16 protein-coding genes are annotated in these 16,320 nt (G+C 52.7%); 13 read left to right on the plus strand and 3 right to left on the minus strand.

Features of this window, described 5'->3' with window-relative positions; all coding sequences use genetic code 11:
* Nucleotides 1–136: 136 nt before the first annotated feature.
* From D8B20_RS17020 to D8B20_RS21875, 4 genes are all read left to right on the plus strand, one after another.
* On the plus strand, nucleotides 137–1,399 hold the full coding sequence (locus tag D8B20_RS17020) for a tyrosine-type recombinase/integrase (RefSeq protein ID WP_145890176.1): 1,263 nt from the start codon (nucleotides 137–139) through the stop codon (nucleotides 1,397–1,399).
* A gap of 177 nt (nucleotides 1,400–1,576) precedes the next feature.
* Nucleotides 1,577–2,697 (plus strand): IS3 family transposase gene (locus D8B20_RS17025; protein WP_145886803.1). Its coding sequence is split into 2 segments (ribosomal slippage): nucleotides 1,577–1,835 and nucleotides 1,835–2,697, totalling 1,122 coding nucleotides; the frame shifts between segments, so codons are not numbered across the junction.
* Between the two features lie 542 nt (nucleotides 2,698–3,239).
* Nucleotides 3,240–3,728 (plus strand): DUF943 family protein, encoded by a 489-nt coding sequence (locus D8B20_RS17030; protein ID WP_145890178.1) that lies wholly within the window; start codon nucleotides 3,240–3,242, stop codon nucleotides 3,726–3,728.
* A 202-nt stretch (nucleotides 3,729–3,930) separates the two neighbouring features.
* A complete protein-coding gene (locus D8B20_RS21875) occupies nucleotides 3,931–4,062 on the plus strand; it encodes a hypothetical protein (protein ID WP_261388041.1) in 132 nt (43 codons plus the stop codon).
* A 503-nt stretch (nucleotides 4,063–4,565) separates the two neighbouring features.
* On the opposite strand, the gene D8B20_RS17035 is transcribed toward D8B20_RS21875, so the two are convergent.
* A complete protein-coding gene (locus tag D8B20_RS17035; RefSeq protein ID WP_145890180.1) occupies nucleotides 4,566–4,868 on the minus strand; it encodes a TM2 domain-containing protein in 303 nt (100 codons plus the stop codon).
* A 697-nt stretch (nucleotides 4,869–5,565) separates the two neighbouring features.
* Between D8B20_RS17035 and lpxP the strand changes: the two genes are divergently transcribed.
* The 5 genes from lpxP to D8B20_RS17060 all read left to right on the plus strand — a co-directional run bounded on the left by lpxP (nucleotide 5,566) and on the right by D8B20_RS17060 (nucleotide 9,636).
* Nucleotides 5,566–6,489: a kdo(2)-lipid IV(A) palmitoleoyltransferase gene (gene lpxP / locus D8B20_RS17040; protein WP_145890182.1), complete on the plus strand. Its 924-nt coding sequence runs from the start codon at nucleotides 5,566–5,568 to the stop codon at nucleotides 6,487–6,489.
* 53 nt (nucleotides 6,490–6,542) lie between these two features.
* Nucleotides 6,543–7,685, plus strand: a complete 1,143-nt coding sequence (locus tag D8B20_RS17045) for an alanine racemase (protein WP_186454386.1) — start codon at nucleotides 6,543–6,545, stop codon at nucleotides 7,683–7,685.
* Nucleotides 7,686–7,818: 133 nt separating this feature from the next.
* Nucleotides 7,819–8,214 (plus strand): SRPBCC family protein, encoded by a 396-nt coding sequence (locus D8B20_RS17050; protein WP_145890185.1) that lies wholly within the window; start codon nucleotides 7,819–7,821, stop codon nucleotides 8,212–8,214.
* Nucleotides 8,215–8,650: 436 nt separating this feature from the next.
* Nucleotides 8,651–8,917, plus strand: a complete 267-nt coding sequence (locus D8B20_RS17055) for a hypothetical protein (RefSeq protein ID WP_145890187.1) — start codon at nucleotides 8,651–8,653, stop codon at nucleotides 8,915–8,917.
* A 74-nt stretch (nucleotides 8,918–8,991) separates the two neighbouring features.
* Nucleotides 8,992–9,636: an oligosaccharide flippase family protein gene (locus tag D8B20_RS17060; RefSeq protein ID WP_145890189.1), complete on the plus strand. Its 645-nt coding sequence runs from the start codon at nucleotides 8,992–8,994 to the stop codon at nucleotides 9,634–9,636.
* 92 nt (nucleotides 9,637–9,728) lie between these two features.
* Here D8B20_RS17060 and D8B20_RS17065 read toward each other — a convergent pair whose 3' ends face one another.
* A complete protein-coding gene (locus tag D8B20_RS17065; protein ID WP_145890192.1) occupies nucleotides 9,729–10,409 on the minus strand; it encodes a response regulator transcription factor in 681 nt (226 codons plus the stop codon).
* A 286-nt stretch (nucleotides 10,410–10,695) separates the two neighbouring features.
* Between D8B20_RS17065 and D8B20_RS17070 the strand changes: the two genes are divergently transcribed.
* A complete protein-coding gene (locus D8B20_RS17070; RefSeq protein WP_145890194.1) occupies nucleotides 10,696–11,313 on the plus strand; it encodes a trimeric intracellular cation channel family protein in 618 nt (205 codons plus the stop codon).
* Here the strand turns inward: D8B20_RS17070 and ligB are convergent.
* On the minus strand, nucleotides 11,227–12,996 hold the full coding sequence (ligB, locus tag D8B20_RS17075; RefSeq protein ID WP_145890196.1) for an NAD-dependent DNA ligase LigB: 1,770 nt from the start codon (nucleotides 12,994–12,996) through the stop codon (nucleotides 11,227–11,229). The genes D8B20_RS17070 and ligB overlap by 87 nt on opposite strands.
* A gap of 237 nt (nucleotides 12,997–13,233) precedes the next feature.
* Here ligB and gmk point away from each other — a divergent pair, with 237 nt between their 5' ends.
* From gmk to spoT, 3 genes are read left to right on the plus strand one after another with little or no spacing between them, the layout of a single operon-like run.
* Entirely contained in the window at nucleotides 13,234–13,857 is a 624-nt protein-coding gene (gene gmk / locus D8B20_RS17080; protein WP_145890198.1) for a guanylate kinase, read from the plus strand.
* A 57-nt stretch (nucleotides 13,858–13,914) separates the two neighbouring features.
* A complete protein-coding gene (gene rpoZ / locus D8B20_RS17085; protein ID WP_013511051.1) occupies nucleotides 13,915–14,190 on the plus strand; it encodes a DNA-directed RNA polymerase subunit omega in 276 nt (91 codons plus the stop codon).
* A gap of 20 nt (nucleotides 14,191–14,210) precedes the next feature.
* The gene (gene spoT, locus D8B20_RS17090; protein WP_145890199.1) at nucleotides 14,211–16,319 is read left to right on the plus strand and encodes a bifunctional GTP diphosphokinase/guanosine-3',5'-bis pyrophosphate 3'-pyrophosphohydrolase; all 2,109 of its coding nucleotides are present in this window, start codon (nucleotides 14,211–14,213) and stop codon (nucleotides 16,317–16,319) included.
* Nucleotide 16,320 lies beyond the last annotated feature (1 nt).

A 16,320-nucleotide genomic window follows, 5' to 3' on the forward strand; every position in this document is an offset into this window, starting at 1 on the left:
GTAAGTTATGGCCTTTTTGTTTTATATAGTCTCATATCGTATCACTACAGCGCGTGCTCTGCGTGTACTTAAAGGTGTACTTATTCAGATTTAAGTACACACGTTTAAGTACACCCCTTCTGATGATGAGAGACATATGGGAAAACTGACAGACATACAAATCCGTACATGGATTAGAAACAATGAGCACTTTGCGGGTCGCTCTGACGGGAATGGTCTATACATCTGTTTCCCAGAGACTTATAGCGCCCCATTCTGGCGATTTCGCTACAAAATGGCGGGCAAAGCCAGAGTTATGTTGATTGGCTATTACTCCAGTATTTCGCTCGCTAAAGCGCGGGAAATGGCTAAAGAACTTTCTGCCCGTGTTGCTCTGGGACATGACGTAGCGGGAGAGAAGCAGGAACGTAAGGCTGAAGCGCTGAAGAAGATGGAGGAGGAGAAACATGCGCTCCGCGTTTCAGAACTGGCGGCAGAATACTTTGAACGTCAGATCCTCAATCGGTGGAAGCACCCTGACATTCTGCGCCGCCGCATAGACAAAGACATCAACCCGGCAATCGGGAATCACAGAATCGAAGATGTTAAACCATGGCATATCGACGATATGCTACAAAAAATCGTCCAACGTGGCGCGCCTACAGTTGCTAATGACGTGCTTCGCTGGACTCGCCGTATTTTTGATTACGGTATCAAGCGACATATGCTTGAAAGCAATCCTACTAGTGCTTTTGAAATCTCAGATGCTGGCGGACAAGAGCAAAGCAGAGAACGCTGGCTGAGCCGTGACGAATTGATGAAGCTCTTTCAGGCTATGCCCATGACAAAAGGTTTCTCACGTCAAAACGAGTTGACAATGAAGCTTCTGCTGGTGTTTTGCTGCCGTAAAATGGAGCTTTGCGGTGCGCGTTGGGAGGAGTTCGATCTTGATGAAGCGGTCTGGCACTTACCCGCAGAACGAGTTAAGAATGGTGATGCGATTGATATTCCGATTCCTACACCAGCTCTTGAATGGCTGAAAGAACTCCATCAGATGTCCTGCAATAGCCAATGGGTGCTTCCGGCGAGAAAGATGCAGCACCGGATGATTCCACATATTCAAGAAAGCACACTGCCTGTTGCGTTGAGCAAGGTGAAGGGTAACCTCCCCAACGTACCTAATTTTACAATTCATGATTTTCGACGCACCGCGCGATCGCATCTGGCCGCGTTAGGGGTTGATCCGGTAGTTGCAGAACGCTGCCTGAACCACAGAATCAAAGGCGTTGAGGGTATTTACAACCGTTATCAGTATTTTGATGAGAGAAGGCAAGCGCTTGAACAGTGGGCTGACTTGCTTGTTTCTTTAGAAAAAGGCGAGGGCTACGACGTAATGCCGTTGAGGAAGAGTATTGCGTAAGATATATAGACAAATCTGATTATCAGCTAGGTGATATGCGTCAAACGACTCATTAGGATTTTCACTTCCATAACGATTCAGGGCCAATTTTTAATCGGCATTTGATTGACCTGCTCCCCGTTGATTAATACACCGTGATGTTAGTAATGTCTTCATAAGTCACATGAGGACGTCCCCATGAAGAAGCGATTTTCCGACGAACAGATCATCAGTATTCTCCGCGAGGCAGAAGCCGGGGTTTCGGCCCGGGAACTCTGCCGCAAGCATGCTATTTCAGACGCCACCTTCTACACCTGGCGCAAGAAGTTTGGCGGCATGGAAGTCCCCGAAGTGAAGCGGCTCAAGTCGCTTGAAGAGGAGAATGCCCGCCTCAAGAAGCTGCTCGCTGAAGCCATGCTGGATAAGGAGGCGCTTCAGGTGGCTCTGGGCCGAAAGTTCTGACGACAGACCAGAAGCGGGAAGCCGTGGAAGTCATGTGTGAGGCCGCAGGTCTGTCGCAACGTCGTGCCTGCAGGCTGGCAGGCTTGCCCCTGTCGACCTGCCGTTATTCGGCTCAGCGTCCGGCTGCTGACGCGTTGCTGTCCCTACGCATTACAGAGCTGGCACTTGAACGCCGCCGCTTTGGCTACCGGCGCATCTGGCAGTTACTGCGCCGGGAAGGCCTTCACGTCAACCACAAGCGGGTATACCGCATCTATCATCTCAACGGCCTGGGTGTAAAGCGCAGGCGACGCCGCAAGGGGCTGGCGACTGAGCGGCTTCCGCTTCTTCGTCCGGATGCGCCGAACCTGACATGGTCAATGGATTTTGTCATGGATGCTCTTGCCAGCGGCCGCCGGGTTAAGTGTCTGACCTGCGTGGATGATTTCACGAAGGAGTGTCTGACGATCACCACGGCATTCGGGATTACAGGCGTTCAGGTGACACGCATTCTGGACAGCATTGCGCTGTTTCGTGGCTATCCTGCAACGATAAGAACTGATCAGGGTCCGGAGTTTACCTGCCGTGCGCTGGATCAATGGGCCTTTGAACATGGTGTTGAGTTGCGCTTAATCCAGCCAGGCAAGCCAACGCAGAACGGATTTATTGAGAGCTTCAATGGCCGCTTCCGGGATGAATGTCTGAATGAACACTGGTTCAGCGATATTCTTCATGCCCGGGAAATCATTAATGACTGGCGGCAGGATTATAACGAGTGTCGACCACATTCATCTCTGGATTACCAGACGCCAGCTGAATTTGCAGCAGGCTGGCGAGACGGGAAATATGAAGAAAAACCAACCGACATTACTAACTGAAGGTTGTATCTAATCCTGGGGGCAGGTCACGTATATTGTTGCGGTTTTTTAGAGGTTCACTCATGACTAATCATTCTCGTGATTAAAATAAGATTTTTTCCGACCTGAGGCATTCTCATTTTACATTACAGCTTCTGCCAATATTCAACCCTCAAAAAATCAGGAGACAATCCTCAATGCCTGATGTTATCTTAACAAAAAGATCCAGATTTTTCTACAGTCCTGCCTCGTTGTCATCAAAATTAACTCACTGATTATTAATACAATACCTTTCTTTATCTTCCAATTTTTTATCATGCAGTTTATGATTAAGTTGCTCTGATTACATTATCATCTTCAATGGTGTCATCTGTAAAAATGCAACGAGTATGGATTTTCAGTCTGAATCATTAATATTATAAGGAAATTATCATGTCAGCATTGAAGTACCCCTTGACCGTTTATCAGGCGTGGCGCAGTTCCAATGGCTTAAGTATGTCTACACATGATATTCATGCTACAAATATGAAAGCTGAGTTTGAAATAAACAGCAGGAGCACTTAATGGGAATTAAAAAGGCTATGTTGTTTATTGTAGCATTGGTAATGTTAGCATTTTTTTATGTTAGCTTATTTAATTCTCCAAAAGTGCTTGCAATTCACGGCCCTGAAACAAAAAAGGATCTTTTAGTTGAAAACATTCCTTTCTCCGATAGTGATAAAATAAAATGGTGGGAGAATAATGGAGTCAAAACCATCTCTTCCAGTGAAACTTACAATGTTTCAGTTTGGAAGTTTGATGGTAAGTATCAAAAGCTCGCTTCTAAAAACGCAGGTGCTTTTCCAGACCACGATACTGATTACTTACTATGCTTTGATGACATGAAATCAGATGATAATTGTATAGACAAGTCAAGCTGGATTATGGACATCACAAAAACAAAGGACGGTTATACTTACTACCGGCTTGATGGGGAATCTTACTATCGTAAACCTTCCGGTGAACTGGTCAAAGGTGAGAGATTTACGACAACCATAAGGCCTGTGAGCTGACCAGGAGTTAACTTCACTGAATGGGCGTAGATTGGTTAGCAAAATAAAAAAGGACAAAAAAATTTAACTATATGATTATTGATAATAAAATAGAAATAACTTACAGATTCAGAATATCAAATAAATTCTCCTGGCATAATCACATTCGATAGCGCCCTGAAAATGGGCGTTTAATTTAAAACGCTGTAACGGTAGCATCTGAATGAAGGCGCTTTCTGCTTTTGCCGGGCAGTATATCCGAAAGCAGTATTCGGGAGCAGGGGGCGGCGATACGGATGACTCAGAGAAAAAAACCGCCCCGCTTTTCGCGGTCACTTTTTTAGCCTTTTATTAACTAAAAGAGGAAGAAAAGGCAAATAAAAATTACGATCATGATCTATAAAAAATAATATCCTGCGCTGATGCCAAGTGCAGAATAAAAAAATGAAAAGTATACAGGGAAACCTGTCTGCGTCAGCCGATGTTTAACTGGAAACTTAATTCGCCAACTTGCCCGCCAGCAATCGTCATCCTTCCCTGCCAGCAGTCAGTAATATTCTAAAGAAAACCGTTTTTCAGCATTACCGACAACAGCGTGCCACTCTAACAGGCAGGACGACTGGCACAGAGCAGACAGCTCAGCATTTATCTGTTCAGCTGGGCAATAATAAAAACCATCACTTGCGTGATCGGTGGTTTTTAAAATAAGACTGCGCTGATGAGAGGAAAATTTTTATGGGCGTGTTTCATACCTTCAAAATACAGCTTGCAGTGTTAGCAGGCTCAGCAACATTCAGGGCAGAAGGGATAATAAACAAAACCCGCTGAAAGCGGGTTGGTGTTGGTTTCACTGTTTACTTAGCCATACTTCCGGGCAAAATCTTCATCGGATGAGCACAGGTACAGAATAAATTCAATGAACGCCACGATAGAAGGGATAAACGTCCAGCAAAACAGGATATACAGAATACCTTGTCCCACTTTGCCAAGATAAAATTTATGCGCTCCCAGCCCACCTAAAAAGAAGGCGAACAACACTGCTGCCATACGGCTTTTCTTACCTTCAGTCTGCGTTGACTGTGTTGCCCCACAATGCGGGCACGCTTTAGCAGAACTGTGAATTTCCTTGCCGCATCCCCGGCAAAATACCATCCCAGACATTTTCACTCCGTGTTAGATTCCAAATCACAAAGGTCTTATCGGCTGTAATGAAGGTAACCTTTATAGGGATGCGGTAATTATTTTAATGCTATCAATGAAGTTTCACTTTTTGTTCTGCCTCGGTCCGCTTGCCCCGGTTAAGCACGCATGAAGCAGACCGTTCAACAGGCAGCCTGCCCGCATTGATCCGGCAGGTGGCCCCCTCTGAACCGAGGCGTGGATACGTTTTCTGATCCCCGCCGAGCACTCATGGTCATCGCCCCTATCCACATCCCATAGCGTTACATACCTTTCCCTGCCGGAAACGCATCACCACAAGGTGACGGAGTGTCTGCCCACATCCGCTCACGCTGGTTGCTAGACCATTTCCTGCATTTCGCAACGTCTGGATTTGCCGCTGATTGATGACTATCTGTGTCTGTCGCTGACTAAACCTGACACTAAAAGCGGCTGAATTCACCCGCTACTATAAATTCACCTGATTGTTTTATAAGACTTTTAAACCCAATCTGATTAAAGCGCCATAACGGACATGCTAATGTCGAGCAATGCACTGAATCCTGAGGATTTCAGAGTTTACGTATCCTGAACGGCACTATTTGTTAAAGTGCCGGTCATAATCAGCACTGTTGTACCGCACCTGGAACCATGGACCGACTTCTTCGCGCGTTACAGTTACTCTCTTTAAGAAGGCGCTATGAAGAAAACCGGGCAATTCTGTTCCAGACTGTTGCATCCCCGTTACTGGTTTACCTGGTTCGGGCTGGCCGTGCTTTGGCTGCTGGTGCAGCTTCCTTATCCTGTCCTGATACGACTGGGTGCTACCGCAGGCAGACTTTCACGCCATTTCCTTAAACGCCGTGAGCGCATTACCCGCCGCAATATCGAGCTGTGCTTCCCGCACATCGATGAAGCGGAAAAAGAGGTGATGATCGCCGGCAATTTTGAATCGCTGGGTATGGCGCTGGCAGAGACCGGTATTGCCTGGTTCTGGTCTGATGCGCGTGTTCGCCGGCTGTTTGACGTCAGCGGCATTGCTAATCTGCATCATGCGCAGAGCCAGCAGCGTGGCGTCATGGTCATCGGCGTACATTTTATGTCGCTGGAACTCGGCGGCCGTATTACCGGACTGTGCCAGCCGATGATGGCAATGTACCGACCGCACAATAATCAGGCGATGGAGTGGGCGCAGACCAAAGGCCGGATGCGATCCAACAAGGCAATGATTGATCGTCGCGATCTGCGCGGCATGGTCCAGGCACTGAAACAGGGCGAAGCCGTCTGGTTCGCACCGGATCAGGATTACGGCCCGAAAGGCAGCGTGTTTGCTCCGCTGTTTGCAGTGGAGAAAGCGGCTACAACCAATGGCACCTTTGTGCTCTCACGGCTGGCAAAACCCGCAATGCTGACCATTGTGCTGATCCGTAATACGCATAAGGATGGGTATCAGCTGATTATTCAGCCGGAGCTGGAAGGCTATCCGCACGATGATGAAGCCGCCGCCGCCGCCTTTATGAATAAAGTCATCGAAAAAGAGATTCTGCGCGCACCGGAACAGTACCTGTGGCTGCATCGCCGTTTCAAAACCCGTCCACCGGGTGAAGCTTCTCTTTACGTCTGATCGCCACTGATGAATGATAGTCCGCACTGTGGAATCACCTGCGGACCCTCATCATGGATCAGAACAACGCTGCGGGCTGGCTGCGTCCCCTGCTGGCTGACCGCCTTACGCCTTATCTCGAAATAGATGCTGCCCGCCTGCATCGCAACCTGCAACAGATGCAGGAGAAAGCCGATGCGGCGGGCGTTGCGCTTCGTCCTCATATAAAAACCCACAAAAGTGTCTGGATTGCTGAACAGCAGCGCCTGCTGGGCGCACGCGGCATTACCGTTTCCAAACCCAGCGAGGGCGTGGCCTTTATAGAAGGAGGCGCACGCGATCTGCTGCTGGCCTATCCGGTGGTGCATGCGGATGCGCTCAGCGCCCTGCTCAGCGCTGGCGCGCGGCATCAGGCGAAAATTATCTGTATCGCGGACTGCGACGCCGGCGTGGCCGCCATTGTCGGTGCGCATCAGCGCCAGCCGGATTGTACGCTGTCTGTGGCAATTAAAGTGGATGTCGGCCTGCACCGGGTCGGCGTGGATCCGCACAGCGATGCCGCACTGACGCTGGCGCAGCAGATTACCGGAGCCGGACTGCCGTTCGCCGGCCTGATCTCCCATGCCGGACACGCCTATGCCGCTGGCCAGCCTGCCGCTATCGCAGCGATCGCACAGCAGGAAATTGTGCTGATGCGCAAAGTGCAGCAGCGTCTGGTGGCGGCCGGTTTTGAACCCTGTCCGGTGTCAGTAGGCGCCACCCCCACCGCCTTAGCGGCCCCGGTCGCGGCAGGCTGCAGCGAAATCCGCCCTGGCAATTATGCCCTGCTCGACCTCACTGCCTGGCGGCTGGGCTTGTGCTCGCCGGATGCGCTGGCTCTGACAGTGGTGACACGCGTGGTGGCGGTGAACGCGCATTTTGCCGTTATTGATGCCGGCTCGAAAATGCTCAGTTCGGATAAAGGCCCGCACGGCACCAGCGCCAGCGGTTTCGGTATCGCGGTAGATGAGCAGGGATATCAGTATGAGGTGCTGAGGCTTTCCGAAGAACACGGCTTCCTGGATTACGGCGATCGGGCTCCGCTGCCGGGCGCGCTGTTGCGCATCTTTCCTAATCACAGCTGTGCAGTGGTAGCGCAGTCCGACCACGCGGTGCTGCGTCAGTCTGACGGTTCCGCCCGCGTGCTGGCTATTGAGGGACGCGGCAAATTTATCTGACCTGCCAGGAATGACGAAACCGCGCTGACTGCACACTTCTGCAACCGGACCATAGGCAGCCCGGTTGCCTTCAGTTAAGTTGAAACGGCTATATCAGGTTCAATTTGCCGTTTACCTGCTTACCGGAGATCCCATGCTGCCATCGCAAACTGTCACCATCACCGTGCCCCGCAACTGGTTAGATTTGTATGAAACCATCTGGAAACCCGAATGTTTTGCTAAATGGGTTGAAGGTCTGCGCAGCAGCACGCTCATTCAGGAGAGCAACTACTGGAAAGCAAAGGGACCGCAGGGCTGCATGAAGCTGCGTTTTACGCCCCATAACCCGTTTGGCGTAATGGATCACTGGATTGATACCGGCAGCGGGAAAGAAATTTATATGCCAATGCGCGTCGTGGCGAACGAGCAGGGAGCCGAAATTGTCACAGTGGTTTATCGCCAGCCGCTGACGTCAGACGACAAGTTTTCTCGCGATGTTGAGCGGGTCAAACAGGACCTTGAACGGCTGCTTTATCAATTAACACATTAGAATCAATAGATTATAAAACCCGCAAAACTTTAGTCTGCGCTGGAAGCAAACGCAAAAAATGACCATTTTTTTTACGTAGCAGCGTTTAACTGTTAAGCCGCTTTTATCTCGGATTGATACAGTATCCACCAGTCAGGCTAAAGCGTTGTCACTGGGAAAATTCCTGGTGACGGGGCATGACATATCGCCCTCACTCCTTGATTTAGCGTACTTTTCTCATTTTCTCTGTCTCTGCCTTTTTATCTACCCGGCTGACCGGCAAAAAAGACTAATTAACCGCTGATGAGTATGCTTATATATTCCCATCCATATTCTGAAACCATTTATTTCTGCAGTGGATTTATAGGACTTTTCTTATGGTGTCAATTTAAATAAAACCCTGTATAACTCATTCACACACAGCAAGACTTAATAATAACAACAGCAGGGAAATAACATGGATCGCTCAACCTATCCTTTGTTAACAGAAAAAGAATTTGTTGAGATTGCCAGGAGGATGCTGGCCGGGGAATATAATGATGCAAAGGGATTTTATAACGATCTCGCGGATTTCCTCCGTACCGGAGGAGATACCGCGCAGACGCAAAAGCTATTACGCGCCAGGGGTATTTCTTTATATCCAGAACATCACTTAATTAAGTGTATCTGCACGTGGCAATCGCTGAGAGGAATTTCAGGGCTGCGCCAGGATACCCTGCATTGATGTGAACGGCCTGCCGGGCCTGCGCCCGTGCAACCCCTTAATTGCACTGGTACATGTACCTTAGTGAGCAAAGTATGGCGATACGTGAAAGAAACCTGGCCAATGCTAAATGGTCAATTTTGTCCTCAATTAAAATTATCGGCATTGGCGTTTTACAGTTATCTTTACTGGCGCAAATATTACAGGCCAATGAATTAAACCTGCTGGCAATTGCCATCGTGGTATTACTGGCGATTGATACGTTGGCCGATCTGGGATTTGGTAACCGGGTCATCCGGCATCAGAACCTGAATAATGAGGAGCTTTCCCATCTCTACTGGGGGAATATTCTCGGCGGGCTGGTTATTTTTGCGCTCCTGTTTACCGGCAGTGATATTTACAGCCGTCTGATGGGACAGCCGGAACTGGCCGTGATGCTGGAAATGATGTCGGTCATTTTTATTATCATTCCGCAGGGACAGCATTATCGCGCTATCCTGCAGCGGGAAAAACAATTTACGCGCATTGCCTTCACGGAAACCTCGTCCGTGCTGGCCGGGCTGGCGGTCACGCTGTTTACCGTGTGGCTGACCCCGTCAGTGCTGTGCGCCATCTGGGGTTACCTCGCCATGGTATCCATCAGAATGCTGGTTTACTGCTATTACGGCCGTTCCTGGTTCCAGCCGGAATACCGTTTTAGCCTGAAAGCTTTCGCCGCAGTGCGAGCAAGAAACGGATAATAACTACAAGTCTGTATGGTGGGCTCTGAGCATCTTAACGATGCGTTCGCGTGCTGGTCGCCCGGCACGCTTTTTTCTTTTTACGCCCCCGGTCACGCCTCCAGCGCGTAAATCAGCTTTTCTCCTTCCCGGCCCGGACGCTGCAGACGCAGCCAGCTTACCAGCATGCGCAACTCATCAATCACGCTGTAGAGATCGGCCATATCGTTTTTACTTTTCACCTGCAGGCACGCCAGGGCGCTCAGTTTATGCGCGTTCACGGTCTTGTGACTGATGCCTAACCGGTGGCCGATTTGCTCGGTGCTGTAGCCCCAGGCCATCATCAGCAGGATGCGCAGCTGCCGGTCTGGCAGCAGAATATCGGCTTTCAGCGGGACATTGACGGGTGTCTCGCCCCGCAGGCAGTCCAGCAGATGCGCGCGTAGCGCCTGGCGGGATGATTTCAGATCCGCAATACGCAGCTGCGGAAGATACTCGCTGAGGCGGTACATCACCGGCAGCAGTCTGCGCGTCAGAACCAGCACCGGCAGAGCCGGGAACTGTTGCTGCAGCACGTACAGTATCTTCAGTATGCCGGTCAGCGGTATGTTTTCATGCAGGATAAAAACCAGCAGCTGCGGCCTGCTTCTGCCACACTGCGCCAGCACCGTGCTGAGCGACCAGATCGCCTGTGTGTGACAGTGCACGGGCAGGCCGCTGAGCAGCTGTTCCAGCCCCAGCGCTGCCAGTTTGTCGGAAGAGTAGTAAAGGATGTGATGAGGGTGCTTTTTCATGCCTCTCCTGACGCCGCAGTGCGCCGGTTCCCAAATGTTGCACCTGTTATGCAGGCTTGAATCAGGTACGACACAGCCCGCGCCAGACTTAAGCCTTAGCGGATAAAGACGCGCGCATCCTGCCAGCTGGCAAAATTGTTTGCTAATCCTGTTTCAACCTTAATTCCATGCCTGCTAGCATGCTTGCCATTAAAACGGCTTATCCGATCCGTCTGTTCGCAGATATATTCAGTGGCCCGGGCTGCAGGAAAGCATCGCCCCTGTCACCCGCTTGCCGGAGCGCTCTATGCTATTAACCGTTCTCTATATCATTGGCATCACCGCAGAGGCCATGACCGGCGCGCTGGCAGCCGGCCGGCGTAAAATGGATCTGTTTGGCGTGATTATCATTGCATCGGTCACGGCGATTGGCGGCGGATCGGTGCGCGATATTCTGCTGGGCCACTATCCGCTGGGCTGGGTAAAGCATCCGGAATACATCATGATTGTTGCCGCTGCGGCCGTCGTGACAACGTTTGTGGCGCCGCTGATGAACCATTTGCGCAAAGTTTTTCTGGTGCTGGATGCGCTGGGCCTGGTGGTGTTTTCCATTATTGGTGCGCAGGTGGCGCTGGATTCCGGCCATGCGGCCATCATTGCCGCTATCGCGGCGGTGATCACGGGCGTATTTGGCGGCGTCCTGCGCGATATGTTCTGCAACCGCATCCCGCTGGTTTTTCAGAAAGAGCTGTATGCCGGTATCGCGTTTGCCTCGGGCTGGATCTATATCCTGCTACTGAAAACGCCACTGGCGCATGAAGTCGTGGTGATTATCACGCTACTGTTTGGCTTCTTCGCCCGCCTGCTGGCGCTGCGCTTTCGGCTCGGATTGCCTGTCTTCAACTATACCCATCCCGAACACTGATTCTTCGGCAGGAATCCCCTGCTGCTGCAAAAACTGAATCAGCTGCAGCAGGCGGGCATCCTGCAGCATCGCCACAATGCGCTGCGCCAGCTGTTTGCCAATACCCGGCAGCTGCTGCCAGCTTTCTGCCGGACGCGCCAGCAGCTGGGACCATGCAGTATCCGGCAGCGCCTGCAACGCACGCTGCGGCACCGGCAGCCCGAGCGCACTGATCCAGCGGCGCAGCGGCTGCTGACGCGTGAGGTTAAAGCGATGCCAGATCTGCTGTGCGCGCTGCGGTGAGATGCCATTGGCGGCGGCTATCTGCTCCGGCTGCAGCAGCAGCCAGGAGAACAGGTGACTGATGGCGCCGCTCTCAAGCAAACGCTGCCAGCTGCTGCGCTGCATTCCGGCGATATCCAGTACGGACTTCTGACTCAGTCCGCTCAGGCGCGAGAGAAACTGTGCGCGACAGGCCGGACTGACCTGCAGACAGCTCAGCGCATCAAAGGCGTTTTCGTCCGGTGGCGTTGGGTAGTGACGCTCCGACACGCGCCAGATCACGCGCTCCAGCCGCGGTATGCCCGATCCCGCCAGCGTCAGGGTTATCTGATCGCCAGCGACAATATCCAGCGTCTTCCAGCGCCGTAGCGATCCGGCGTTGACCCGCCTGACAGTTTTATCCTCCAGCTGTACCGGCTGAAGATTCAGGACCGCCGTGATTTTTCCGGTGCGCCCGACCGTAAACTCAACCGATCGAACTTCGGTACTGACTTCCGCCGGCTGATATTTCCACGCCGCAGACCAGTGTCCCTGTCCCGGCTGCCAGTCACGTCCCTGCTGCGCCGGAGCCTGATGGATCACCACGCCATCCGTCACAAACGGCAGCGGTTCGCGGAACCAGCGATCGCGCCATACCGCGACCTCTTCTTCATTGGTGACCTGCCGGGTCCATTGCTGCGCCAGTCCGAATCCCCAGGCGGCCAGCTGCGCCAGCCGATCCGGCAGTGTGGCCGGGCCGTCCGGCCACGCCCAGATAAAGATGCCCAGCTGAGCCAGTAACGGCGTGTGCGCATGACGCATCATGGCACCCGCCACCTGAGCGCGCGCATTACGCCCGCCATCACGCGCCTGCTGGTGATCGGTCATCGTCAGGAACAGCTCGCCCTGCAGCACCACTTCCGGGCGGTCAGTATCAATGCGCTGGGGAATGGCCGGTATCGCTGACGCTTTATCCAGCCACTGTTCGCCACGCAGACCATCACCCCGGCTGACCAGCGAAACCAGCTGGCCCGCGCGATACACCAGCGTGACGGCCACGCCATCCACTTTGGGCTGGACCCACATTGCCGTTCTGTCCTGCATCCAGTAAGCCACCGCCAGTTTGTCCCGCAGTTTCTGTACGCCGGTATGCGCCACCGGGTGCGGCGTGCTGCCGTCGGTGGTCAACCGTGCGGCATAACCCGGCCGGGCTGGCGTGAAACAGCGCTGCCACTGCAGCAGCCGCTGCTGCAGGCTGTCATAGTCCGCATCGCTAACCTGGCTCTTACCCTGTCGGTAATAGGCATCATCCCAGTGCCGCAGCTGGCCATGCAGCTGCGCTATTTCCTGCCCGGCCCGCGCAGGAGACCATGCCGGACACACCTCCTGCGCCAGGCTCGTGGTGCTGAGCCCACACAAAAACCAGAAAAGTAATCCCTTCATGCTGCGCTCCTTTTTGGCGTATTGGAGAACAGACGTGCGGCGTGTGCCAGCCGTGATGTGGCGTTTTCGGAGCCGGACTGGTGGTTATTTCTGCAGATTGCAGCAGTTTCCTTCTCTGCTGAAGCGGGATCGCAGAAAAGATTTGGCTGCGCCGGGCGGCAAACGCTGCGTGCCGCAGCCAAGCCGTGTATACTGTGCAGGAAATCGACTCCGCTCTTTACTCAATTCAAGATAACCATGGCTCAAGGCACGCTTTATATTGTTTCCGCCCCCAGCGGCGCGGGTAAATCCAGCCTGATTCAGGCGCTGTTAAAGACACAACCGCTGTACGATACGCAGGTGTCTGTTTCTCATACCACCCGCGGCATGCGTCCCGGCGAAGCGCATGGTGAGCACTACTTCTTTGTTTCTAAGCCTGAATTTGAGGCGATGATTGCGGAAGACGCTTTCCTTGAGCATGCGGAAGTGTTTGGCAACTATTACGGTACGTCGCGCGCAGCCATTGAGCAGGTGCTGGCGACCGGTGTTGACGTGTTTCTGGACATTGACTGGCAGGGTGCGCAACAGATCCGGCAAAAAATGCCCGCTGCGCGCAGTATCTTTGTTCTGCCGCCGTCAACCGAAGAGCTGGATCGCCGCCTGCGTGGTCGCGGTCAGGACAGCGAAGAGGTTATCGCCCGTCGTATGGCGCAGGCCGTGGCCGAAATGAGCCACTATGCGGAATACGATTATCTGATTGTGAACGATGATTTCGATCTGGCACTGTCCGATCTGAAAACCATTATTCGTGCAGAACGTCTGCGTATGGGTCGCCAAAAAGCGCGACATGATGCTTTAATCAGCAAACTATTGGCAGTCTGAATTTAGTTTCAGTATTATGCCCAGTCATTTCTTCATCATCTGTGGAGTAGCACACCTATGGCACGCGTAACCGTTCAGGACGCAGTAGAGAAAATTGGTAACCGTTTTGACCTGGTGTTGGTCGCTGCACGTCGTGCACGTCAGATGCAGGTAGGCGGCAAAGACCCGCTGGTTCCGGAAGAGAACGATAAAGCCACCGTGATCGCCCTGCGCGAAATCGAAGAAGGCCTGATCACCAACCAGATTCTGGATGTTCGTGATCGTCAGGAACAGCAAGAGCAGGAAGCCGCTGAATTACAAGCCGTTACCGCTATCGCTGAAGGTCGTCGTTAACAGCACTCTGCAGGTCAACCTTGTATCTGTTTGAAAGCCTCAATCAGCTGATTGAAAAATACTTGCCTGAGGAGCAAATCAAGCGCCTCAAGCAAGCCTATCTTGTCGCGCGTGATGCCCACGAGGGTCAGACACGCTCCAGCGGTGAGCCTTACATCACCCATCCTGTGGCGGTTGCCTGCATTCTGGCTGAGATGAAACTCGACCATGAAACGCTGATGGCGGCGCTGCTGCACGATGTGATTGAAGATACCCCTGCCACCTATCAGGACATGGAACAGCTGTTTGGCAAAAGCGTGGCCGAACTGGTGGAAGGCGTCTCCAAGCTCGATAAGCTCAAATTCCGCGACAAGAAAGAAGCGCAGGCTGAAAACTTTCGCAAAATGATCATGGCGATGGTGCAGGATATCCGCGTCATTCTGATCAAACTGGCTGACCGCACGCACAATATGCGTACGCTTGGCGCGCTGCGTCCGGATAAAAAACGCCGCATCGCGCTGGAAACGCTGGAGATTTACAGTCCTCTGGCGCACCGCCTCGGTATTCATCACCTGAAAACGGAACTGGAAGAGCTGGGCTTTGAAGCGCTCTACCCGAACCGCTTCCGCGTGATTAAAGAAGTGGTGAAAGCGGCGCGCGGTAACCGTAAAGAGATGATTCAGAAGATCCTGTCTGAAATCGACGGCCGTCTGCAGGAGGCCGGAATTCCCTGCCGCGTCAGCGGACGTGAAAAACATCTCTATTCGATTTACCGCAAAATGCACCTGAAAGAGCAGCGATTTCACTCGATCATGGATATCTATGCCTTTCGCGTCATCGTGAAAGATCTGGATACCTGTTATCGCGTGCTCGGTCAGATGCATAGCCTTTACAAACCGCGTCCCGGACGCGTCAAAGATTACATCGCCATTCCCAAGGCCAACGGCTATCAATCCTTACACACCTCCATGATTGGCCCGCACGGCGTGCCGGTTGAGGTGCAGATCCGCACCGAAGATATGGATCAGATGGCGGAAATGGGGGTGGCTGCACACTGGGCTTATAAAGAAGCCGGTGAAAGCGGCACCACGGCGCAGATTCGTGCCCAGCGCTGGCTGCAAAGCCTGCTGGAACTGCAGCAAAGCGCCGGCAGTTCGTTTGAATTTATTGAAAGCGTGAAATCAGATCTGTTCCCGGACGAAATCTACGTGTTCACGCCAGAAGGCCGCATTGTCGAACTGCCGGCCGGTGCCACACCGGTTGATTTCGCCTATGCGGTCCACACGGATATCGGCCATGCCTGCGTGGGCGCACGCGTTGACCGCCAGCCTTATCCGCTCTCCCAGGCGCTGACCAGCGGCCAGACCATCGAAATCATTACCGCACCGGGTGCGCGACCGAACGCCGCATGGCTCAACTTTGTGGTGAGTTCAAAGGCGCGGGCGAAAATCCGTCAGCTGCTGAAAAACCTTAAGCGCGAAGATTCGGTTAACCTGGGTCGCCGCCTGCTCAGTCATGCGCTGGGCGGCAGCAAAAAGCTGGCGGAGATTCCGCCGCAGAACATTCAGCAGGAACTGGAGCGCATGAAGCTCGCCAGCATTGATGATCTGCTGGCAGAAATCGGCCTCGGCAACGCCATGAGCGTGGTGGTGGCGAAAAATCTGCTGCAGTCGGGCAGCGAGACGCAGACCAGCAGCAAGCGCAGCAAAAAACTGCCGATCAAGGGCGCCGATGGCGTGCTGATTACCTTTGCCAAATGCTGTCGTCCGATTCCCGGCGATCCGATCGTTGCGCACGTCAGTCCTGGCAAAGGGCTGGTGGTGCATCACGAATCCTGCCGTAATATTCGCGGCTACCAGAAAGAGCCGGAGAAGTTTATGCCGGTGGAATGGGATAAAGTGACCGATCAGGAGTTTGTCGCGGAAATTAAGGTGGATATGTTTAACCACCAGGGCGCGCTGGCAAACCTGACGGCCGCCATCAATACCGCCGGTTCCAATATTCAGAGCCTGAATACCGAAGAGCGTGATGGCCGCGTTTACAGCGCCTTTATCCGCCTCACCGCGAACGATCGCGTCCACCTGGCGAATATCATGCGTAAGATACGCGTGATGCCGGACGTGATTAAAGTTCACCGAAATCGTAATTAGT

It is taken from the genome of Candidatus Pantoea soli (assembly GCF_007833795.1).
In the GTDB taxonomy this organism is placed as follows: domain Bacteria; phylum Pseudomonadota; class Gammaproteobacteria; order Enterobacterales; family Enterobacteriaceae; genus Pantoea; species Pantoea soli.